The organism is Desulfofundulus sp. TPOSR (genome assembly GCF_011393055.1).
Classification (GTDB): domain Bacteria; phylum Bacillota; class Desulfotomaculia; order Desulfotomaculales; family Desulfovirgulaceae; genus Desulfofundulus; species Desulfofundulus kuznetsovii.
Window position 1 is genome coordinate 64796 of the sequence record NZ_JAAOEF010000001.1, and the last position, 21525, is coordinate 86320.

Here is a 21525-nt window from a genome sequence, read left to right on the forward strand (position 1 = left end):
AACCCCCGCGTAATGAGCGGGGGTTTTTATTGTTTTACCGGAAAAGCCTGTCGTTCCAGGGAAAAATACCAACTTATAAACCCTGCCGGGATAAATAGAGAGCAGTATCAACCACCCGGTTGGAATAGCCCCACTCGTTATCATACCAGGCCACCACTTTAACCAGAACACCATCAATGACCATGGTGGAGAGGGCGTCCACAATTGACGAATGGGGGTTGCCATTGAAATCCCGGGAAACCAGGGGCACTTCGCAATAGTCCATGATTCCTTTAAGTTCACCCTGGGCCGCTTCCTTTAAAACGGCATTGATTTCTTCCTTGCTCGTAGACCGGGCAAGCTCGGCCACCAGGTCAACCACGGAGACATTGGGTGTTGGCACACGCATGGCCATGCCGTTAAGCTTGCCCTTTAATTCAGGCAAAACCAGAGCCACTGCTTTGGCGGCACCAGTGGTGGTAGGAATGATGGACAGGGCCGCTGCCCGGGCACGACGCAGGTCCTTATGGGGCAAATCCAGGATCTGCTGGTCGTTGGTATAGGAATGAACGGTGGTCATCAAACCGCGGACAATACCAAACCGCTTGTGCAGTACCTTGACCACGGGAGCCAGGCAGTTGGTGGTGCAGGAAGCACAAGAAATCACCTTGTGCTGGGCGGGGTCATATTTATCCTCGTTTACACCCATGACAATGGTAATATCTTCATTTTTGGCTGGAGCGCTGATCAACACCTTTTTCGCTCCACCTTCCAGGTGCTTGGCGGCATCTTCCCGGGCGGTAAAACGACCGGTGGATTCCACCACAATATCCACCCCCAGCTCTCCCCAGGGCAGTTTACCGGGATCCTTCTCCGCCAGCACTTTTATTTTCTTGCCATTAACCATAAAACCATCATCAGCTGCTTCCACCTCACCCCGGCAGATCCCATGCACGGAATCGTATTTAAGCAAATGGGCCAGTGTACCGGCGTCGGTAAGGTCATTAACCGCTACTACTTCCAGCTCCGGATGGTTCAGAGCAGCCCGGAAAACATTACGCCCGATACGCCCAAAACCGTTAATACCCAATCTTACCGCCACTTTGATCACTCCTTTTTCAGGATGTACACGTTCTATTTTTTCCAGTTCCACAAGATTGCATGCTGTAAAAAACATACCTGGCAAAAATTAAAATAACATAATCAGCCCTTTACGGGCAATAGTTAGTCCAGAATCCAGAATTACCCGTCAATTTTCCTTAAAATTGATATATGGCGTGCACTTTCCAGTTAGGGAAAGGATAAAGAGTATCTTACAGAGAATATTAATGTATAAAAAAAGCAATTTGACACGGGCATTGCTTTATTTGTATGCCCTTAAATGAGGAGGTCTGCCATATGATTTTAACCACCACTCCAAACGTGGAAGGGAAAAAAATTTTAGCTTACTTGGGCATCGTGACCGGAGAGGCAATTATGGGTGCCAACATAGTGCGGGATCTGTTTGCTACCATTACCGATATTGTGGGTGGGCGTTCCGGCGCTTATGAGGCCAAACTCTCCCAGGCCCGCCAGATTGCCCTGGAGGAAATGGCCACCCAGGCCCGCCGTTTAGGGGCCAACGCGGTGGTCGGTATTGACCTCGATTATGAAGTAATCCGCGAAGGCATGCTCATGGTCACCGCCAGTGGCACAGCCGTCCAAGTTGTTTAAAAAAGTTACCGGCGGTTAGTAAGATGTGCTAAAATATTATTAGCTTTGCGGCTTGGCTAAAAAGAATGATCGCTATGGTCTTTTGAAAAAAGGAGTGATCCTATGTCCCGCAACGTTTTAATAGTCATAGACATGCTCAAGGATTTCATCGACACCGACGGCGCCCTGAATTGTGGCGAAAAAGGCAGGGAGATTGTACCCTTTGTAGTGGAAAAGGTAAAAGAGTTTATGGTCCAAAAGGAGCCGGTAATCTTTGTCATGGATGCCCATGACCCCGAAGATCCGGAATTCTCCCGTTTCCCCGTCCACTGCGTTTACGGCACCCCGGGAGCAGGGCTCATCGATGAGCTTGCTTCAATGGTGGAGGAATACCCCTTTGCCATCAAGGTGCCGAAAACCCGTTACAGTGGCTTTTTCCGTACTAATTTAAACAAAATCCTGGAAGATCTCAATCCGGCTGTAGTCCACGTCGTGGGGGTTTGTACCAATATCTGCGTCCTGTATACGGTGGAAGAACTGCGCAACCGGGACTACCGGACAGTGGTGTATACCAAAGGGGTGGCCAGCTTCGATGAAGAAGCTCACCGGTGGGCGCTAAAACAAATGGAAACGGTTCTGGGAGCGGAGATCATTTAATGAAACTCCTTGTGGACTACCACATCCACCCCGGCTATTCTATAGACGCCGAAGATTACAGCATTCTGGATTACTGCCAGCAGGCCATGAAACTGGGGTTGAGGGAGATCTGTTTCACCCCCCACCTGGAAGTGGACCCGGTACGGCGCCGGTTGGACTGGTTCGTGCGGGTAAACGGAAAACTTCACCCCATGGAGGATTTAGGGTGGCTTGATCATTATTTCCGGGACATTGAGGAAGCCCGTAGCCAACTGCATGACCGGAAACTGAAAATAAAGGCTGGTCTAGAAGTTGGCTATGAACGGGGCTGCGAGAAAACCATTGAAAAAATCTTAAACAATTATCCCTTTGATTACGTGCTGGGTTCCATCCATTGCCTTGAACACCAATCCATATCATCCTGGGAGGAAAGCCGGATCTACTTCTCCTCCCACACTGCGGAAGAGGCATGTGGCGAATACTTTCATGTCTTAAAGGAAGCCGTGGAAAGCAACCTTTTTGACTGTATCGGTCACCTGGATCTTTATCGACGCCACGGAGAACGCCTCCTGGGTACAACCCTGGGAAGTGCCCATAAAGGAATGGTCGAACCGATTCTTAAGGAAATGGCACGGCGAAATATGGGTCTGGAAGTAAATACCTCCAGCCTGCGGCGGGGACTGACCGAATTTCATCCCAGCCGGGAAATCCTCTTACAGGCCCGGGAATGTGGCGTCAAAATATTCACCGTGGGCTCCGATGCCCACCGGCTTTCTGATCTGGGAGCGTATACAGACCAGGCGGTATTAATGTTAGAAGAAATGGGGTTTGCGGTGTATACATTTACTTCTCGTCAACCTTGCCCTCTTTAACGGTTTTTTTTGCCTGGACAAACTTCCTCCCTTACCATAAAATATTCACTAGCGGGGGAGGAAGAGCATGATGAATGGCAGAACGGTGAAAAGATACCGGGAGGGGAACATTACCGCTGCCTTTGGTGCCGACCTGTTGCTCCAGGGCACTACCACCATCCCGAATCTTTTACTCCGCTTGTACCGTCACCTTGATATAACCGACGAAGAAATGATCCTTCTCATTCAGCTTCTCCGGTTGCAGGTAGAGGAAAAGAACCTGTTTCCTTCCGCCTCCACCCTGGCCGCGTGCACGGCCCAGGATGTAACCCGGGTGCAACAAAACCTGAACAGGTTAATAGAAAAGGAAGTTCTGGCCGTAACCCAGTATTATGACGAAAGTAAAGATCAGATCCTCAGTGGATATGACTTTGAACCGCTGTTGGAAAAACTCTCGGAGATCTGGGCCAGCATCAGGGTCAAGGAAATTGAACGTACCCGCAGCCTGCTGGAAAAAAGGCCTTTAGAGACAACAGCGCAAGAATTTGCCCTGATCATCCGGGCCTTTGAACAGGAATTTGGTCGACCTGTTTCCCCCATGGAGGTCGAACAAATCCGCCAGTGGGCCGAGGAACTGGACCACACGCTGGTTTTGGAAGCTTTACGCCGGGCCGTCCTGATGGGCAAGCATAATTTTAAGTATATCGATAGTATTATTCTAGAATGGAAAAAGAACAACCTGCGTACCGTCGAGGAAATAAACGCCTATGACGCACAATTTAAGAAACGGCGTTCAGGCAAACACCCCCCTTCAAAGGTGGATGAACGGAAGAAAGCACTTTTAAAAACACTATACCTCAGTTAATTAGAAAGGATGCTGGCCAGTGAAGGCCTGTCCTGTATGTGAGGATCGGGGTGTGGTGATTAAAAATAACGTGGCCGTTCCCTGCCCGTGTAACAAGCAGAGGGCTCTGGTCAACCGTTTTAAAGAAGCAGGATTACCGGAGGGGTTGCGTAACCACACCTTTGACAAATTTAACTTCAAGTATTATTCGCGATTGCGGGTAGATCCGGAACGTAAAATCACTTATTACGAATCGGCCCGGCGCACCTTTCAGGCGGCGCAAGATTTTGTCCGTAATTTTAAGAACGACCGGCATATCGACGGTCTGTTGATTACCGGCCCCGTGGGCAGTGGAAAAACATTCCTGGCCGCCTGTATAGCCAACGCCCTGTTGGAAACCGAAGTGCTGTTATTGTTTGTGGTTGTACCGGACTTGCTGGATCGCCTGCGTTCTACTTATGACCAGAACCGCCAGGGTACAGATTATTATTCGGAAAAGGATCTCCTGGATGCGGCAAGGGAAGTGCCCCTTTTGTTTTTAGACGATCTGGGAGCCCATAATTACACCGAATGGACCAAAAATAAACTTTATTCGATCTTAAATTACCGCGTCAACCACCGCCTCCCCGTAATCATTACCACCAACATCAGCCTGGAGGATTTAGGCGAGTATTTAGGGGAAAGAACCACTTCCCGCATTTGCCAGATGTGCTGGCCTTACCGGTTGCCGGTTGAAGATGACATTCGCATGGTCCAGCGCAGGGAAAGGCTCCGGGAAGGTTAAAAACTAAATATGTGCGGGGCAGGTCCCCAACGGGGGATAATAGGGAAGACCGGGGAGCAGGTGGACCCTGCTTAAGCCGGCGCGGTCCCGCCACTGTAACCGGGGAGGAACCCGCAAGGTGCCACTGGCCCTGCACTCACTGATGAGCTGCTACATCCAATGGGACGCTTGTTCATAACGACACGGTTTAACGATGTCACTGGTGAGTGCTGGACCGGGAAGGCGCGGGCATCCAAAGATCCGGGAGCCAGGAGACCTGCCTGCCCCTTTCACTGGAACATGTCCTTTACCAAAGGGCAAAAAGCCAGTGACAGGCCTTTCTATCTTCGCGCGAAAGATAGCAGGCGTAAAGACTCTCCACACGCCCCTACTTTTGCCGGGCGTGTTTTTTTCAGGGGGAAACAAGGTGGCTAAGCCTTTACGAAACGGGATTACGACAGGAGCCTGTGCCGCTGCGGCTGCCCGGGCTGCCACGGAGTTGCTTTTTCACGGTATAAAACCTGATCAGGTCACTTTGGTCAACCCCATGGGCCAGCCCTTAACAGTGCCCATCCACCAGGTAGAGGCAATACCCGGCGGCACCAGGGCAGTGGTAATTAAAGACGGAGGGGATGATCCCGACGTCACTCACGGTCTGCCCGTCGTGGTCGAGGCCCGCCCCGCCCCAAACGGGATTCGCCTGTACGGGGGGCCTGGAGTAGGGCGGGTAACCAAACCGGGGCTGGCGGTGGCCGTAGGCGAACCGGCCATTAACCCCGTTCCCCGGCAAATGATTAAGGATGCTGTGGCCGGCGTTCTCCCTCCCGAACGGGGAGTGGAACTAATGATCAGCGTACCCGGGGGGGAATTGGTAGCCAGGCGCACCCTGAACCCCCGTCTGGGAATTGTGGGGGGCATATCCATACTGGGAACCACAGGCATAGTCCGGCCCATGTCCGAGGAAGCGTTTAAGGATTCCCTGCTGCCCCTTCTGGACATGGCCAGGGCAGCAGGCTTTGATCAGGTGGTTCTTACCCCGGGACGATTGGGCGCCCGGACAGCGGTGGATGGATACGGATTCCCGGCCGAAGCCGTAGTGGAGATGAGCAATTTCGTGGGTTTTATGCTGGAAAGCTGTGTGGAAAAAGGCTTTTCCGGCGTTTTGCTCTGGGGGCACCACGGAAAGCTTTTAAAGGTGGCCGCCGGCATTTTTCATACCCACAGCCGCGTTGCCGACGCCCGGCGGGAAACCCTGGCCAGCCACGCCGCCCTGATGGGTGCAGACAGGGGGCTCGTCGCACGCATTATGGAAGCCAGCACTATTGAAAGTGTGGTAGAGTTGCTGGCGGAACACAATTTCCTGTCTGTTTACCACCAGCTGGCCTGCCGGGCCAGCCGGAGGGCCATGGAGTACGTCCACCACCGTTTAAAGGTGGGAACAGTCCTTTTGACCCTGGATGGCAAACTCCTTGGTTGGGACCGTCAGGCACGGGAAATCGGGAGGGCGCTGGGATGCCGCGAATTAAGGTGATTGGCGTAGGACCGGGCAACATGGATTATATCACCCCTGCCGCCCAAAGGGCTTTGGCCAGCGCCCGGGTACTGGTAGGCGGCCAGCGCCATCTGTCCTATCTGGCCCGGGAGGAACAGAAAACTTTTGTAATTAAAAATAATCTTGCGGCCATGGTGGATTTCATCCGCTCACACCGGGAGGAAGGGGTAGCCGTTCTAGCTTCAGGTGATCCCGGACTGTACGGAATTTTGAATTACCTGCGTCAATATTTCACCCCGGAGGAGTTGGAGGTTATCCCCGGAATCAGTTCGGTGCAACTGGCCTTTGCCCGCCTGGCCATACCCTGGCATGATGCGCTGATCTTGAGTGCTCACGGAAGGCCCGTCGAGGACCTGGTAAATCTGGTGCGCCACCAGGGGAAGGTAGCCCTCCTCACCGGCCCGGGAGCTCCACCCAACCACATCGCCAGCCTGCTCGTAAAGGCGGAAATAGCTGATCGAAAAGTTTTTTGTTGTTGTAACCTGGGTTATCCAGAGGAGGAAATCCTGGAAACCACACCCGGTGAACTGGCCCGCCGGGACTTTTCCGGGCAAAATAATTGCGTCATGGTGATCATTGATGAAAAAAGCTTGGCCCTATGTAACTCCGGGGATTCCCGATGACCTGTTTATCCGGGGGAGTATCCCCATGACCAAGGAAGAAATTCGTGCCGTTACCCTGGCCAAGGCCCGGCTGGGACCGGGCCAGGTGGTGTGGGATATTGGCAGTGGCACCGGCTCCATTGCCATCGAAGCAGCCCGGCTGATCGGTGACGGCATCGTTTATGCCGTAGAGCAAAAACCTGCGGCAGTAGAGCTGATCCGGGAAAACATGCGTCGCTTTGACCAGAAGAACATCCAGGTGGTGGAAGGCCGTGCCCCCGAAGCACTGCTCCCGCTCCCGCCCCCCCACCGGGTCTTCATCGGCGGCTCGGGCGGCCAGTTAGGGGAGATAGTCCGGTTGCTGGCGGAAAGGCTTGCTCCGGGGGCAAGACTGGTCATCAACGCCCTGACCCTGGAAACATTAACCCGGTCCCTCGCTTTGCTTGGCCCTCCCTGGGAAAAAGAGGTGGTGCAGGTTTCCGTAGCCCGCACGGTATCCCGGGGCCATTATCACCTGATGCATGCTTTAAACCCTGTGTGGATCATCACTGCCCAAAAGGAGGGGGATGAGGGTGGCGGGTAAGTTTTACGGCATCGGCGTTGGTCCCGGGGATCCGGAGTTGCTCACCCTGAAGGCCTACCGTGTTTTACAGGAAGTGGATGTAGTGTGTGTACCCAAATCGGCCGCCGACCGGGAAAGCCTGGCCCTGTCTATCATCAACAGGGTTATCAAGCGCCAGTTTACAACCGTGGAGCTATCTTTCCCCATGTCCCGGGATCGCCAAATACTCGAAGAGCACTGGGCCAGGGCCGGTGAAAGGGTGGCCCAACTGGTACGGGAGGGGCAGAAGGTAGCCTTTGTCACCATCGGTGACCCGATGTTTTACAGCACCTATGGTTACGTACGGGCTTACCTGCAAAAAAATTATCCCGACCTGCCCGTGGAAACCATTCCGGGGATCACCGCCATGAGCGCCTGTGCGGCCGCGCTGGAAGAACCACTGGCCACAGGAGAAGAAAGCCTGGCCGTAATACCAGCGGCCTATAACCTAAAGCGCCTGGAAGAGGTGCTGGACAGGTTTGACAACGTGGTGCTCATGAAGGTAAACCGTTATTTCGATCGGGTGTTGGAACTCTTACGGGAGAAGGGTTTAACCGAACGGGCCGCCCTGGTGAGCCGCTGCGGTCATCCCGATCAAATGGTAAGCCGGGAGGTCACCGATCTGGCCGGACAGAAGCTTGATTACATGTCGATTCTGGTCATCCACAAGGGAGGCCGTTAACAAGGGGGACGTAGAAGTGATTTACTTTATTGGTGCCGGACCGGGAGATCCCGAATTGATTACCGTTAAGGGAGCAAAGTTGCTGCAGCAGGCCGATGTGGTCATTTATGCCGGCTCCCTGGTTAATCCGAAAATACTGGAATATTGCCGCCCCGGAGTAGAGATATACAACAGCGCCACCATGACCCGGGATGAGGTACTGGCCGTGATACGCCGGGCACACCAGGAGCAATTAACTGTAGCCCGGGTACATACCGGTGACCCCGCTTTGTACGGGGCCATCCAGGAGCAAATGGATGCCCTGGCAGCCCTGGGCATACCTTTTGAGGTTGTGCCGGGGGTGAGTTCCTTTCTAGCTGCTGCCGCCGCCATCCCCCACGAACTGACCCTGCCGGGGGTAACCCAGACCGTGATCCTTACCCGGCTGGAAGGGCGTACCCCGGTACCCGAGCGGGAAAAACTAAGGGAACTGGCCCGCCACAAAAGCACCATGTGCATCTTTCTTTCCGTACACCAGATGGATCAGGTGGTTGAAGAACTGCTTGCCGGAGGTTATACCCCCCAAACCCCGGTGCTGGTAGTGGAAAAGGCCTCCTGGCCCGAGGAACGGTTGTTGCGGGGTACGCTGGCCGATATCGCTGATCAAGTCAAGGAAGCAGGCATCACCCGCACCGCCCTAGTGCTGGTGGGAGATGTTTTCAACTCCCCCTACCAGTTGTCGCAGCTCTATGACCCCCAATTCTGCCATGGTTACCGGAGTAGCAGGACATGAACATTGCCGTATTCGCCATTACCAAAAACGGTATTGAACTGGCGGCAAAGGTATCCCGGCATTTACAGCAAGCGGGGCACCAGGTGCGCATGTTCAGGCCCGCCCGTTTTCCGGGGGAGGGAGAACCCTTTACCGGTCCGGTGTCCCGGGTGGTGGCGGAGGAATTCTACCGGTGCCAGGGACTGGTCTTTATCATGGCCCTGGGCATTGTGGTGAGATTGCTTGCTCCCCTGATCAGGGATAAGCGCTCCGATCCGGCTGTAGTGGTCTTGGATGAAAAGGGACAGTTCGTAATCAGCACTCTAAGCGGTCATCTGGGAGGAGCCAATGAGCTGGCCCAACAGCTGGCCGGGGCTCTCCAGGCAGTGCCGGTGATCACCACCGCCACCGATGTACACGGCCTGCCCGCGGTGGACGTCCTGGCCCGCAAATATAACTTGACCATGGAACCATTCACCGCCGTAAAACAGGTGAATGCCGCCCTGGTAAACGGTGAGACGGTCACCCTTTGCAGCGAACGGCCCCTCCCTCTCACCCAAACCCCGGGTCTGCGGTTAATCTCGTGGGAAGACTTGCCCGCCACCCGGCCGCGAGGGTGGCTGGTGGTAATCACCAACCGCGTGATGTCGTTGCCCCATGAAAAGACCCTTTTCCTGAGGCCACGAAACCTGGTAGCCGGCATAGGCTGCCGCAAGGAAATAGCCCCGGAAAGGGTCAGACGAGCTATTTTGCATGCCCTGGATCTTGCCCGGCGCAGCCCCGCCAGCCTGCGGGCACTGGCGACGGTGAACTTGCGGGTACAGGAACGGGGTTTGCAGTTGGTTGCCCGGGAGATGGGTATCCCCCTGTTTAGTTTCACGAGAGAACAAATTCGTTCCATTTTTGCTCAAAAACCCAACCTTCATCATTCATCCTTTGTCCAGGGAAAAATAGGAGTTGGTGGTGTATGCGAACCGGTTGCCCTGCTGGCAGCTGCCCCCCAGGCCAAACTGATTCTCCCCAAAACCAGCTGGGAGGGCGTGACGGTAGCCTTAGCCGAGGAAAGCTATGGGTGGTGGGAACGGGACCGGGAAGTATAGAACATTTAAGTCCAAGGGCATTGAAGGCCCTGCAGGAAGCCGACGTAATTGCCGGGTACAAAACCTATATTGAACTCATTGCCCCTATAGTGGAAGGGAAAGAAATCATCAGTACGGGTATGACCCGGGAAGTTGAGCGCTGCCGCGCGGCCATTCAGCGGGCCAGGGGAGGGCAGAAGGTAGCCCTGGTATCCAGCGGAGATCCTGGGGTTTACGGTATGGCCGGACTGGCTTTAGAAATCTTGCACCGGGAAAACCTGCTTGACCAGGTCGAGGTTGAGATCATCCCCGGCATCACCTCCGCTACCGCTGCAGCAGCTCTTCTGGGCGCACCATTGATGCACGACTTTGTGGTGATGAGTTTAAGCGATCTCCTGACCCCCTGGGAAGTAATTGAAAAAAGGCTGGCCCTGGCCGCCCAGGGGGACTTTGTAGTGGTTTTGTACAACCCGGCCAGCCACAAAAGAACATCCCAAATCCGCCGGGCCAGGGAACTCTTGCTCCAGCATAAAAAGGCCAGCACACCGGTGGGGATTGTTCGCAAAGCTTACCGGGACGGGGAAGAGGTGGTAATTACGGATCTGGAACATATGATCGACCACCCCCTTGATATGTTTAGCATTGTGATCATTGGCAACAACCAGACCCAAAGGATGGGCAACTTTCTGGTTACACCCAGGGGATATGCCTTATGATTCTGGTCTTAAGCGGAACCGCCGACGGACGCCTGATTGTACAGGACCTGGTAGCCAGTGGTTACACCGTGCTGGCCTCGGCAGCCACGCCGTACGGCGGAGAGCTGCTGGCCCGGCACGGCGCCGAGATCATTACCGGCCCCCTGGCCCTGGACGAAATGGTTGCCCTGATCAAAAAACGCCGCATTGAGCTTTTAGTTGATGCAACCCACCCCTACGCCCAGCGGGTCTCTGAAATTGCCCGCCAGGCCTGTGCCCAAACACAAATCCCTTACCTGCGCTACCAGCGGGGGGAAACCAATTTGCCCCGGCACCCCTTGATCCATTGTACCGCCGGATATGAGGAAGCAGCTCAACAAGCCACGCGTTTGGGAAAAGTAATTTTTCTTACCACGGGCAGCAAAACCCTGGATATCTTTTTAACTGCCGCCCGCCGGCATGGATGCCGCCTGGTGGTACGGGTACTCCCCGAACCTGCGGTAATCCAGCGCTGCCGCCAGCTGGGACTGAGCCCCGCCGATATTGTAGCCATGCAGGGCCCCTTTAGCCTGGAACTGAATCGTGCCCTGTTCAAACAATATGGGGCCGAGGTGGTAGTCACCAAAAACAGTGGGGTCGTGGGGGGTACAGATACCAAGATAGCGGCGGCACTGGAACTGGCCCTGCCGGTGGTGGTGATTAACCGGCCCCGGGAGCAGGAAGGGGCAATAACCACTCGTGAAGAACTCCTGGAGAAAATCCGTAAAAGAAAGGATGTTCATGAGGCATGAAGACGGGTATCATTCTTTTGGTCCACGGCAGTCGCCTCCCGGAAGCCCAGGCTACCCTGCATCTTTTAAAGGAGCTGGTGGCCCAGGAAAGCTCCTATGATCTGGTGGAGGGGGCCTCCCTGCAATTCAACCAACCGGACTTGCCCGCAGCTCTGGCTACCATGGCGGCCCGGGGAATGAAAAGGGTTGTGGTTGTACCCCTGTTCCTGTCGCAGGGGGTGCATATGAAAGAGGACATACCGGAAATTCTGGCCAGGGAGAAGGCCCGTTATCCCCAGATGGATATTGTTATGACCGGCAATATCGGTGCCCACCGCAAACTGGCCGAAATAATCATGGAACGGATCCGGGAGGTAAGTGACCAGCATGCAATTAATTACTAACCCCAGGGCCATTGAGGAGCAGAGCATGCGCATTATCGAGGATCATTTGCCCGACCTGGCCAGGCTGCCGGCAGGGGAAAGGGCTATTGTCAAGCGGGTGGTGCACACCACCGGCGATCTTTCTTGCGCCCAGCTCATGCGTTTTCACCCCCGGGCTGTGGAAAGTGGTTTAAGTGCCCTCAGGGCGGGAAAACCCATCCTCACCGATGTCAACATGGTTCGCAGCGGCTTGATTAAAGATCGTCTGGCAGCCCTGGGGGTGGCAGTAGATTGTTTGATTAACCATCCGGAGGTAGTTACCCGCGCCCGGGCCAGGGGAACTACCCGGGCCATGGTAGCCATGGAACTGGGCGCCCCCAAAATAGAAGGGGGTATCATTGCCATTGGCAACGCTCCTACGGCGCTTTTCACCCTGTGCCGGTTGATCTCTACCGGACAGGCCAAACCGGCCCTTGTAGTGGGAACACCCGTGGGCTTCGTGGGCGCGGCCGAATCCAAAGAAGAATTGATATCCCTTGATATTCCTTATATCACCATGACCGGCACCAGAGGGGGCAGCACCATTGCCGCGACAGTGATCAATGCCCTTTTGCTCATGGCTTAAGTTTTGGAAACTTTCAAAGTCAAAAAATGATGCCCGTGTATAATTCCTCCCCGGCCTGTTTAAAATAGTATGTGGCCGGAAAGGAGGACACAATGGGCAGTAAACTAACCAGATATGCTGGCGTGGTTACCTTTTTTGTTGTGTTAACCTGGGTTGCAGCCGGAAAACAGGTAGAAGCCAGCACATCTTGGGGTAGTGGCAGCAACCTGACCCACTACAAATATCTGCTTTGCTATACCGTCAGGTCAGGAGATACCCTGTACGATATAGCCAGAGTTTACGATGTACCTCTGGCAAAACTGATGGACACCAATAAACTAAAGGACACCATCATCAGGCCCGGCGATGTATTGCTGGTACCGGACCGGGTCAGCAACAACGTCCCGGCAGTACTTTCCCGCGGAGGTATTTCCCGGGAGGAGTTGATGCTCCTGGCCAGGCTGATCCACGCCGAAGCCCGGGGGGAAAGCTTCACCGGTCAAGTGGCCGTGGGGGCAGTAATACTCAACCGGGTAGCCAGTCCGGGTTTTCCCAAAACCATCCGGGAAGTAATCTTTCAGAAAGATAAAAACGTCTTCCAGTTTTCCCCGGTGGAGGACGGCTCCATCTACCTGGAACCGGATGAAACGGCCATTAATGCTGCTCTGGAGGCTCTGGCGGGGCGGGATCCGACCAACGGAGCTTTGTTCTTCTATAACCCCCGTACTGCCACGGACCGCTGGATCCGTACCCTGCCGGTGGTCACCCGCATAGGCAACCATGTATTCGCTACCAAAACCTAAAAAAGAGCCGGCCGTTAGACCGGCTCTTTCCCCCGGGGGAAAGACAACTCCCGCACCAGGATGTTTACGGACTTGACCACCAGGCCGGTCATTTCCTCCACCCGCCTTTTCACCGCCACCTGGATTCCCCGGCCCACCTGGTTTAATACGTAACCGTAGTACAAAACCGGATGCACCTCGATAACTACCCCGTCCGCATCCCTCTGTACGATCACCCGCCCGGCACTTTTTACTCCCGGCACTTCTTCTGCCGCCCGGGATACAATAGCCACCAGAGCGCTGGTGGTGATGGTTAGTTTACCGTAATAGGTAAAGGTGGGGCGCACCACCGATTGTTCCAGCCAGCTACGCTTACCCTGCGGACCTTTACGACCCAGAAAAATCCTTAAGGAATCGGCAAATATATCTGGAAATCTTTTTTGACCTCCACCGTAGGAGCGGGAATGACATGTTTGCTGTACCGGGCGCGCGTGGTCAGGGCCTGACGGATTTCGCGGGGAGAAGCTATTTCTTCAATGGAAATGACCCGGGAAACCGGGGGCAGGCCCAACCGGGCGGCAATTTTTTGCACCATCCCCACCGAAGTGCCCAGAATTAGAACCCGGGACGGTTTTACCTTTTCCAGCACCGCCCGGGCCTGCCGGGCGTGCTCTTCGTCCATGAAAAGGGCGGCCTTAATGGCTCCAATACGGGTTGACTGTCGTTTTGCCGATATACCCCCCAGGATTCGATTGCCTTTAATCAAAAGACCGTCGTCAATAATCAATTCTGCGCCACATTCATGAGCGGTAGCAATGGCCCGGAAACTCTTTCCGGTGCCGCTGGGACCTACCAGGGCGTAAACTTCCACGTTGTTCCCTCCAAAATAACGTAAAAAGGACATTTCTACGTACATAAACCACTTTCCTTTTTTAGAGTCAAATTAGTGGTAGATGCGCCCGGTTGAAATGGGATAAAATACTATACCAACCGGAAGTATCTCCATTTTTAAAAAACAAAAGGCCATGAGGCCTTCCCTGGGAGTGCCTTAAGAATGAAAAGAATGCTTCTGCTGCTCCTCATTCTAGTGGGCCTGCTTGCCGGATGTACAAGCCTGGCCCTGCCGCCTGAATTACCCACCCCTTCGAAAGTATTTGATGCCCAGGGGCGGCTGATTGCCACCCTTTCTCCCCAAAAGCGTATACCGGTACCCTTAAAAGACATCTCCCCCTACATGCAGCAGGCCATAGTGGCTATTGAAGATGCCCGCTTTTACCAGCACCACGGTATTGACCTGGTAGGCCTTTTGCGCGCACTATATCATAATATTCGGGCGGGGAAAATAGTGGAAGGGGGGAGCACCATCACCCAGCAACTGGCCAAAAACATGTTCCTGAGCCCGGAACGGACCGCCAGGCGCAAAATAAAGGAATTGTGGTTAACCATCCAGCTGGAAAGGCGTTATAGTAAGCAGGAAATACTGCAGATGTATCTGAACCAGATTTATTTTGGCCAGGGGGCTTACGGCATTGAAATGGCCGCCCGCACATATTTTGATAAGTCAGCCCGGGAACTGGATCTGGGTGAGAGCGCCATGCTGGCTGGAATTGTGCGGGCACCCAGCCTGTATAACCCGGCGATCAATTTGAATGGCGCCAGGGAAAGGCAATCACTGGTTCTCCAGCGTATGGTGGAACTGGGTATGATTACTCCTGAAGAGGCCAGGGAAGCCAGGCAGAAGCCCCTGCACCCCCAAAACCGGCTGGCCGGGCAAACCCGCGCCGCTTACTTTGTAGCTGAAATAGTGAAATACCTGCAGGAAAAATTTTCCGACCAACCGGACCTGGCTTATACGGGCGGGCTGCATATACACACCACACTGGATTTAGATGTGCAAGAGGCGGCAGAAAAAACATTCCAGGAAGGCTTTGCGCAACAGGACCCGGCACTGGAAGGAGCCCTGGTGGCTTATGATCCCAGAACCGGCCATGTCAAAGCCATGATTGGAGGCAAAGACTTCAGCCGGTCCCAGTTTAACCGGGCCCTGGCCAGAAATCAGCCGGGCTCGGCCTTTAAACCTTTTCTTTATGCCGCCGCCATCGACCGGGGCTACACGGCAGCCACCACCGTGGAGTGCAAACCGGTCAGCTACGAAATACCGGGCCAACCACCTTACCAGCCGCGGGATTTTAACGGAGGCTATCATAACCGGCCCTTTACCCTTAAAGAGGCCCTCTACACATCGGATAATGTGGTGGCTGTGGAACTGAACAACCGCCTGAAGCCGCAGACCCTGGTGGCATACGCCCGGCGCATGGGCATTACGAGCCCCCTGAGACCTTACCTTTCCCTGGCCCTGGGCACCTCGGAGGTGACTCCGCTGGAAATGGTCCGCGCCTATGGTCCCCTGGCCAATGGAGGTGTACTGGCCAGACCTTTGTTGATTACCAAAATCCTGGACCAAAAGGGCAGGTTGCTGGAAGAAAACAGCCCTCAACTACAACAGGTGCTTGACCCTAAGACGGCCTATATTGTTACCGACATGCTGAAAGGGGTGCTTGAACCGGGAGGCACGGCGGCAGCGGCCGGCGCCCTCCTGGACCGGCCGGCGGCGGGGAAAACCGGAACCACCGCCCATTTCCGGGATGCCTGGTTTGTCGGTTACACTCCGCAACTGGTAACCGCCGTGTATATTGGTTACGATGATAAATCGAGATCGGTGGGAGCCACCGGAGGCCAGCTGGCTGCCCCGCTCTGGGCCAAGTTCATGGCCACGGCTCTACGGGATGAACCTAAGGATGATTTCCCTGTACCCGAAGACATTGTCTTTGTCGACATTTGCGCCGATGATGGACTGCGGGCCACCCCTTTCAGTTCCCGGGTGATTAAGGCAGCCTTTGTGAAAGGCACGGAACCAGCCCTCCCCAGTTTCTGGGGCAGCACCACCCCCTGGGGTTTAAAACTGCGGGATCTGCTGCAACAGGACGTGAACTTTTCACCGGAAGAATTATGAAAAACCTTAAAGGATCTGGACCCTGGTATGGAGAAAGAAAATCATTGAGGCAATAACGCCGCACAACACAAGGGGTGGGAATCTTGTCCCGGGAATTTGCCGCCGTCATAGGTAAACAGTTCCGTCTCAACGAGCAAGAGGTTGCCCTGTTGGGAAAGAACATCCGGCAGCTCTCCCGCCTGGAACGGCGTACCTATTTCGAGCAACTAAAACCAAGGGAAAGGGAGTTCAAACTCTTCCTGAAGGAAAAGTACGCCCTCCTGGATGAAGGAGGACGGCAGAAATGGATGGACACCACCGTGCAAAGCCTCCTGGAAAAAGGAGGCGACCCGGATCTGGCCGACAGCCTGGTTATGGATGTGATCGGCCGGTTACAGGTCTACAAGAGTTTGCGGGAAAGGGCAGAGAATGAAGGCATTCGTTTAAAGGCTCTAACAAACTTCGGCGGGCTTTCCATGGTTCTTTTCCTGGTAGTAATCATTACGGCCATCGTCCTGTACCTTGCGGGCCGCTAAAAATCCTGATGAGGTGGGAAAATGGTTAATCAGCTTAACGCTTTAAGTGAAGCAGTGCGGAACTTCGCATCCCTGGCCAGCGAACCGGAAGCCGTGGTTTTACGCACCGGTGCCTCCTTTGATGGCCAGAGAAAAATTTTCTTATTATCCTATTTTGGGCAGATTTACGAAATTGATCTCGCTGGCAATGTGCAAAGGCAGGGATCCCCCGGAGTAGTACCCTACAACGACCGCACCCTGATTCTGCAATACCTGTGCTCGGCCAGCGGTTTGCCGCCCCGGGGGCACTGGTTGTCCTTCCTGGAATTACCCGATGGCGCCCACCACAATGCGCCCTTCCACACCGACGCCCTTAACCCCCTGGCGGAAGCCTTTGGTACCAGGTTGGAGGATTTTCGCCGCGCCACCAGGCATCTGGGAGGCGAACCCCTGAACATGGGAGATGCGGGTGCTAAAATCCCGGCCCTGCCCAAACTGCCTCTGGCCGTCACCATCTGGGCCGGCGACGAGGAATTCCCGCCCCGGGCCAATATTCTTTTTGACGCCGTAGCACCCACCCATTTAACCACCGCCGCCCTCTGGGTACTGGGTGTGGAACTGGCCCACAAGCTCATAGCCTTTATCCAGCCGGCGCGGCAGGCAGTGGATTGGCTCGGGAAAAACCCTTGACTTTTCTTAAACCTTATAGGATAATATTCTTTGCGGGCGGGATGTAGCTCAGTTTGGCTAGAGCGCACGGTTCGGGACCGTGAGGTCGCAGGTTCAAATCCTGTCATCCCGACCAGTATTTTTTATAGCGAAGGTGACCCGGGTCAGACCCGGGTTTTGTTTTTGTCGCTTGATAAACCTGTTTCCCTGGTGGGTAATCCATGCTATAATTTATATTAATTGATTACGGTTATTTTCAGGAGGGGATGATTTTGAAACTGCTCATCATGGGGCCGCCAGGGGCCGGTAAGGGTACCCAGGCCGAAATGCTGGTGAAGGAACTGAATATTACCCACATTTCCACGGGAGACATGTTCCGGGCAGCAATTAAAGAAGGCACAGAAATGGGAAAAAAAGCCAAAGAATATATGGATAAGGGCGAATTGGTCCCCGATGACGTGGTCGTGGGCATGGTGCGGGATCGCCTGCAAAAACCCGATTGTGCAAAGGGCTTCCTGTTGGATGGGTTCCCCCGGACCCTGGCCCAGGCCCAGGCACTGGACGACACTCTCCAAACCATGGGTATCCAGCTTGATGCGGTAATTAACATTGCCGTACCCCGGGACAAGCTTATGGCTCGCCTCACCGGCCGCCGGGTTTGCCGCGGTTGCGGCGCCAGCTATCACATTCTGTTTAATCCACCCCGGGTGGAGGGTAAATGCAATAGCTGCGGCGGGGAGCTCTACCAGCGCAGCGATGACAACGAGGAAGCTGTGTCCAACCGCCTGGATGTTTACGAAGCCCAGACCCAACCATTAATTGATTATTACGCCGGCAAGGGACTGCTTAAAAATATTAACGGTGACCAGGAAATAAAAAAGGTGCTGGAAGACATCCTGGCCTGTCTCAAATAAATAAGTAAATAGGATCTCAAAGCCCCCGAATTTCAGCGGGGGCACATTTAACTTAACCCGTGAAAGGGAATGGTCATGCATTGTTATGCCGGTCTGGCACGGATTTACGATTTTTTAGTGGCCGGGGTGGACTTTGAGGGCTGGGCCGATTACCTGGAAGAAATTCTACGGCGATTTAACCATCACCCCCGTACGATCCTTGATCTAGCGTGCGGTACAGGGAATACCACCCTGCCCCTGGCCCGAAGGGGTTACCGGGTCATGGGGTTGGATCTCTCCCCGGCCATGGTGGCCATTGCCAGGGAAAAGGCTGCAAAACAGGGTTTGGCGGTAAATTTCTTTACCGCAGATATGCGTTCTTTCCAGCTTAAGGAACCGGTAGACTTAATTACCTGCTTCCATGATGGATTAAACTATCTAGCAGACTACAGGGATCTGGAAAGAACCTTTCAACAGGTGAAAAACAACCTTACGCCCGGCGGCATGTTCATTTTTGATTTAAATGCCATTCAATGGTTGGCCGGCACCACCCCTGAAGTAACCGTAGTGGACGAACCGGATCTAACCCTAATCTGGCAGAGCTGTTACAGGCCCGCAAATTGCAGTTGGGAAGTTCAGCTCACCGCCTTCGTCCGGGAAGGGGAATACTATTATAAATTTACCGAACAACATCGGGAGTACGGCTACACACCGGAGCAGATACAGCAGGCCTTGCAAGCCGCGGAGCTTAAGCACCTCGCTTCCTACGATGCCTTTTCCTTTAACCCCATTCATACAAAAAGCCGGCGTCATTTTTATGTTGCCCAAAGGAGTTGATTGCGTGTCCGAACCAGACATCCCACGGGTGGAGTTTGCCATCATTGGCGGGTCAAGTACCTTTAGCTTAAATTTCCCTCAAGACCTGGGTGCTCCCGATGTCCAGGTTCTGGCTGAAAACCTGGTTTTCCCCACGCCCTACGGGGACAGTCCTCCCTTAAAGTTGTTTACCATCGGGGAGAAAAAAGTGTTAACCGCAAAAATGCACGGCTGGCGCCGGGGGATAAGCCGGGGCAGGGCCTCCCAACAACTGTTCTGGGTGCTGCGGGAAGCAGGAGTAAAGAGAATTTTAGCCGAGGGCGGGGTAGGATCCATCAACCACCTGCTTAAGCCCCGGGATATTCTGGTTGCCTCGGATTACCTGGATTTTTCCATGCGCAAAGACGTGGGCCTCGATGGCGAATTCCTGCTCACCATGCGCCAGCCCGTTTGCCCCGTACTCCGGGACGCCCTGATCAACGCGGCGGAAAAAAGTACCCCGGGGCAGGGGCGTATTTTCGACCGGGGGATTTACGCCGTTACCGACGGACGTCATTTTGAAAGCCCGGCCGAGATAGCCATGTTGGGACGTTTAGGGGCCGACATAGTGGGGCAGAGCATGTGCCCCGAGGTTTATCTGGCCAGGGAAATTGGTGCCTGCTACGGCCGGGTGGATATAGTGACCAACTACGCCGAGGGTGTGGTCAGGGAATGGGAGCACCGGGAACTGGCCGACATTTTTTATCATGAAGCGCACCGAATGGGGGGCATTCTTCTGGAAGCTATGCGCCAAATCGACGCCCGGCAGGAATGTGGTTGTGCAGATTTACGCCATCCCACCCTGCTTAAGGAATAAATTACCAGACAAAATAGCCGGGTGCATTTAATATAGTTTTAGTGTAATCGGGCTACAAGGAGGTGGATGGCAAGAGAAAAGAATTCCCTACCACAATTGATAAATTGTCCAGAAATCTCCAAAAAACATGGAAAAAGCTATGTGGAGCGCCGATGAAGGCGCTCCAAAATTTTATCCTCCCACAAGGAGTTTTAAAAGGATTTTAGAAGATTTTGTGGAATTAACTTACCGTTTAATGTGACTAACCCAGCCAAAACAAAGGGGAGGTGACGGTGCCCGGGAAGAAGCAAAAGCTTATTTGGCAGCTCGCAGTTTAAAAGAAGGAGGTACGACCCGTGCGTAAGAAATTATGGTCCATCCTTTTAGTTGTAGTGCTCAGTTTGGCCCTGGTGGTTACGGGCTGTGGCGGCCAGGGTAAAACGGGGACCCAAGGCGCCTCGGGGGAAAAGGTAATCAAGATCGGGTTTATTGCCCCCTTGACCGGCGATGTAAAGACCTTTGGCGAATCGGCCCAGAAAGGTTTTGACTTGGCTTTAGAACAGGCCGGTTACAAGGCAGGGGATTTTAAAATTGAACCCGTAAAAGCTGATGATCGTAACGACGCCACAGAAGCTGTCAACGTGGCCACCAAACTGATTACCCAGGATGGCGTCAAGGCCATTGTAGGTTCCCTTACTTCCTTAACCACCATTCCCATTTCCAAGTTTGCCAATGATAACAAGGTGGTCTTGATTACCGGCACGGCCACCAGCCCCAAGGTTACTGTAGACGAGGGTAAGCGCAAAGAATATATCTTCCGGGCCTGTTTCATTGACCCCACCCAGGGTACTGTGGCAGCCAAGTTTGCCCTGGAAGAACTCAAGCTAAAAACTGCCGCCATCCTTTATGACCAGGGTAACGACTATACCATTGGCCTGGCCAACAACTTCAAGGAAGCCTTCACTGCCGGCGGAGGACAGGTACTGGCCATGGAAGCCTATGCCAAGAATGATACCGATTTCTCCGCAGTGCTGACCAACATTGCCAAGAAAAATCCCGACATTCTCTACCTGCCGGACTACTACCAGAAGGTCAGTCTAATTGGTAAACAGGCCAGGGATAAAGGCATCAAGGCCGTATTTATCGGCGGCGATGGTTGGGACTCCAGCGACCTGGATTACAAGACCATGGAGGGCGGTTATTTCACCAACCACTACTCCGCACAAGATCCCAGGCCCGAGGTACAAAATTGGGTCAAGCAGTTTAAGGAAAAATACGGTCAGGAACCCGACGCCTTTGCTACTCTGACCTACGACGCCACCAACCTGCTGCTCAATGCCATTAAAACCGCGAATAGCGATGACCCGGCCAAGATCAAAGAAGCCTTGCAGAACATCAAGGACTTCTCCATCGTAAGCGGCGAGAAAGTTTCCTTTGACGAGAACGGCAACCCGATTAAGCCGGTAACCATACTCAAAATTGAGGGCGGCAAGCAGAAGTTCGTCACGGCCATCAAGCCCAATTAAAACGGCAACAGGA

The 21525-nt window shown here is 54.0% G+C and carries 26 protein-coding genes, 1 tRNA gene and 1 riboswitch; of the genes, 24 read left to right on the top strand and 3 right to left on the bottom strand.

Annotated elements, in window-relative coordinates; all coding sequences use genetic code 11:
* Positions 1-73: 73 nt before the first annotated feature.
* Positions 74-1081, bottom strand: a complete 1008-nt coding sequence (gene gap, locus G7K71_RS00405; protein WP_166344930.1) for a type I glyceraldehyde-3-phosphate dehydrogenase — start codon at positions 1079-1081, stop codon at positions 74-76.
* A 296-nt stretch (positions 1082-1377) separates the two neighbouring features.
* On the opposite strand from gap, the gene G7K71_RS00410 reads away from it, so the two are divergent.
* The 16 genes from G7K71_RS00410 to G7K71_RS00485 all read left to right on the top strand — a co-directional run bounded on the left by G7K71_RS00410 (position 1378) and on the right by G7K71_RS00485 (position 13287).
* Complete coding sequence (locus G7K71_RS00410; protein WP_013822571.1) at positions 1378-1692, top strand: YbjQ family protein; 315 nt, start codon at positions 1378-1380, stop codon at positions 1690-1692.
* A gap of 102 nt (positions 1693-1794) precedes the next feature.
* The gene (locus G7K71_RS00415) at positions 1795-2328 is read left to right on the top strand and encodes a cysteine hydrolase family protein (RefSeq protein ID WP_166342753.1); all 534 of its coding nucleotides are present in this window, start codon (positions 1795-1797) and stop codon (positions 2326-2328) included.
* The gene (locus G7K71_RS00420; protein WP_166342755.1) at positions 2328-3179 is read left to right on the top strand and encodes a histidinol-phosphatase; all 852 of its coding nucleotides are present in this window, start codon (positions 2328-2330) and stop codon (positions 3177-3179) included. The genes G7K71_RS00415 and G7K71_RS00420 overlap by 1 nt, the downstream gene beginning before the upstream one ends.
* Positions 3180-3246: 67 nt before the next feature.
* The gene (locus tag G7K71_RS00425; RefSeq protein WP_166342757.1) at positions 3247-4023 is read left to right on the top strand and encodes a DnaD domain-containing protein; all 777 of its coding nucleotides are present in this window, start codon (positions 3247-3249) and stop codon (positions 4021-4023) included.
* A 19-nt stretch (positions 4024-4042) separates the two neighbouring features.
* A complete protein-coding gene (locus G7K71_RS00430) occupies positions 4043-4786 on the top strand; it encodes an ATP-binding protein (RefSeq protein WP_013822567.1) in 744 nt (247 codons plus the stop codon).
* A gap of 3 nt (positions 4787-4789) precedes the next feature.
* A riboswitch (cobalamin riboswitch) is annotated at positions 4790-5065 on the top strand.
* Positions 5066-5192: 127 nt separating this feature from the next.
* Positions 5193-6296, top strand: a complete 1104-nt coding sequence (gene cbiD, locus G7K71_RS00435) for a cobalt-precorrin-5B (C(1))-methyltransferase CbiD (protein WP_313884848.1) — start codon at positions 5193-5195, stop codon at positions 6294-6296.
* A complete protein-coding gene (gene cbiE, locus G7K71_RS00440) occupies positions 6278-6940 on the top strand; it encodes a precorrin-6y C5,15-methyltransferase (decarboxylating) subunit CbiE (protein WP_013822565.1) in 663 nt (220 codons plus the stop codon). Before cbiD ends, cbiE begins: the two co-directional genes overlap by 19 nt.
* 25 nt (positions 6941-6965) lie before the next feature.
* Positions 6966-7502, top strand: a complete 537-nt coding sequence (gene cbiT / locus G7K71_RS00445; protein ID WP_243174514.1) for a precorrin-6Y C5,15-methyltransferase (decarboxylating) subunit CbiT — start codon at positions 6966-6968, stop codon at positions 7500-7502.
* Entirely contained in the window at positions 7486-8202 is a 717-nt protein-coding gene (gene cobI, locus G7K71_RS00450; protein ID WP_207712557.1) for a precorrin-2 C(20)-methyltransferase, read from the top strand. The genes cbiT and cobI overlap by 17 nt, the downstream gene beginning before the upstream one ends.
* 16 nt (positions 8203-8218) lie before the next feature.
* Positions 8219-8974: a precorrin-4 C(11)-methyltransferase gene (gene cobM, locus G7K71_RS00455; protein ID WP_013822562.1), complete on the top strand. Its 756-nt coding sequence runs from the start codon at positions 8219-8221 to the stop codon at positions 8972-8974.
* Positions 8971-10053: a cobalt-precorrin 5A hydrolase gene (locus tag G7K71_RS00460; protein ID WP_013822561.1), complete on the top strand. Its 1083-nt coding sequence runs from the start codon at positions 8971-8973 to the stop codon at positions 10051-10053. Before cobM ends, G7K71_RS00460 begins: the two co-directional genes overlap by 4 nt.
* Positions 10026-10748 carry a precorrin-3B C(17)-methyltransferase gene (cobJ, locus tag G7K71_RS00465; RefSeq protein WP_013822560.1) on the top strand — a complete coding sequence of 241 codons (723 nt, stop codon included), beginning with the start codon at positions 10026-10028 and terminating at the stop codon, positions 10746-10748. Before G7K71_RS00460 ends, cobJ begins: the two co-directional genes overlap by 28 nt.
* The gene (gene cobK, locus G7K71_RS00470) at positions 10745-11518 is read left to right on the top strand and encodes a precorrin-6A reductase (RefSeq protein ID WP_013822559.1); all 774 of its coding nucleotides are present in this window, start codon (positions 10745-10747) and stop codon (positions 11516-11518) included. The genes cobJ and cobK overlap by 4 nt, the downstream gene beginning before the upstream one ends.
* Positions 11515-11901, top strand: coding sequence for a sirohydrochlorin chelatase (locus G7K71_RS00475; protein ID WP_166342759.1), 387 nt, complete (start codon positions 11515-11517; stop codon positions 11899-11901). The genes cobK and G7K71_RS00475 overlap by 4 nt, the downstream gene beginning before the upstream one ends.
* Positions 11885-12505 carry a precorrin-8X methylmutase gene (locus G7K71_RS00480; RefSeq protein ID WP_166342761.1) on the top strand — a complete coding sequence of 207 codons (621 nt, stop codon included), beginning with the start codon at positions 11885-11887 and terminating at the stop codon, positions 12503-12505. Before G7K71_RS00475 ends, G7K71_RS00480 begins: the two co-directional genes overlap by 17 nt.
* A 92-nt stretch (positions 12506-12597) precedes the next feature.
* Positions 12598-13287 carry a cell wall hydrolase gene (locus G7K71_RS00485; protein WP_013822556.1) on the top strand — a complete coding sequence of 230 codons (690 nt, stop codon included), beginning with the start codon at positions 12598-12600 and terminating at the stop codon, positions 13285-13287.
* Positions 13288-13301: 14 nt separating this feature from the next.
* Here the strand turns inward: G7K71_RS00485 and G7K71_RS19990 are convergent, their stop codons facing one another.
* Both G7K71_RS19990 and G7K71_RS19170 read right to left on the bottom strand, forming a co-directional pair.
* A complete protein-coding gene (locus tag G7K71_RS19990; RefSeq protein ID WP_313884849.1) occupies positions 13302-13616 on the bottom strand; it encodes an Asp23/Gls24 family envelope stress response protein in 315 nt (104 codons plus the stop codon).
* A gap of 56 nt (positions 13617-13672) precedes the next feature.
* Positions 13673-14182: a hypothetical protein gene (locus G7K71_RS19170; protein WP_243174515.1), complete on the bottom strand. Its 510-nt coding sequence runs from the start codon at positions 14180-14182 to the stop codon at positions 13673-13675.
* A 138-nt stretch (positions 14183-14320) separates the two neighbouring features.
* Between G7K71_RS19170 and G7K71_RS00495 the strand changes: the two genes are divergently transcribed.
* The 8 genes from G7K71_RS00495 (at position 14321) to G7K71_RS00530 (ending at position 21512) form a co-directional block, all read left to right on the top strand.
* The gene (locus tag G7K71_RS00495; protein ID WP_013822554.1) at positions 14321-16279 is read left to right on the top strand and encodes a transglycosylase domain-containing protein; all 1959 of its coding nucleotides are present in this window, start codon (positions 14321-14323) and stop codon (positions 16277-16279) included.
* Between the two features lie 74 nt (positions 16280-16353).
* Positions 16354-16794: a hypothetical protein gene (locus G7K71_RS00500; RefSeq protein WP_395858233.1), complete on the top strand. Its 441-nt coding sequence runs from the start codon at positions 16354-16356 to the stop codon at positions 16792-16794.
* A 21-nt stretch (positions 16795-16815) separates the two neighbouring features.
* Positions 16816-17463: a DUF3786 domain-containing protein gene (locus G7K71_RS00505; protein ID WP_013822552.1), complete on the top strand. Its 648-nt coding sequence runs from the start codon at positions 16816-16818 to the stop codon at positions 17461-17463.
* Between the two features lie 37 nt (positions 17464-17500).
* A tRNA-Pro gene (locus tag G7K71_RS00510) sits at positions 17501-17578 on the top strand.
* Between the two features lie 136 nt (positions 17579-17714).
* Positions 17715-18356, top strand: coding sequence for an adenylate kinase (locus G7K71_RS00515; protein WP_166342763.1), 642 nt, complete (start codon positions 17715-17717; stop codon positions 18354-18356).
* A gap of 75 nt (positions 18357-18431) precedes the next feature.
* Positions 18432-19172 (top strand): class I SAM-dependent methyltransferase, encoded by a 741-nt coding sequence (locus G7K71_RS00520; protein ID WP_166342765.1) that lies wholly within the window; start codon positions 18432-18434, stop codon positions 19170-19172.
* Between the two features lie 4 nt (positions 19173-19176).
* A complete protein-coding gene (locus G7K71_RS00525; protein WP_166342766.1) occupies positions 19177-20007 on the top strand; it encodes an MTAP family purine nucleoside phosphorylase in 831 nt (276 codons plus the stop codon).
* Positions 20008-20342: 335 nt separating this feature from the next.
* On the top strand, positions 20343-21512 hold the full coding sequence (locus G7K71_RS00530) for an ABC transporter substrate-binding protein (RefSeq protein WP_166342768.1): 1170 nt from the start codon (positions 20343-20345) through the stop codon (positions 21510-21512).
* The last annotated feature ends 13 nt before the right edge of the window (positions 21513-21525 follow it).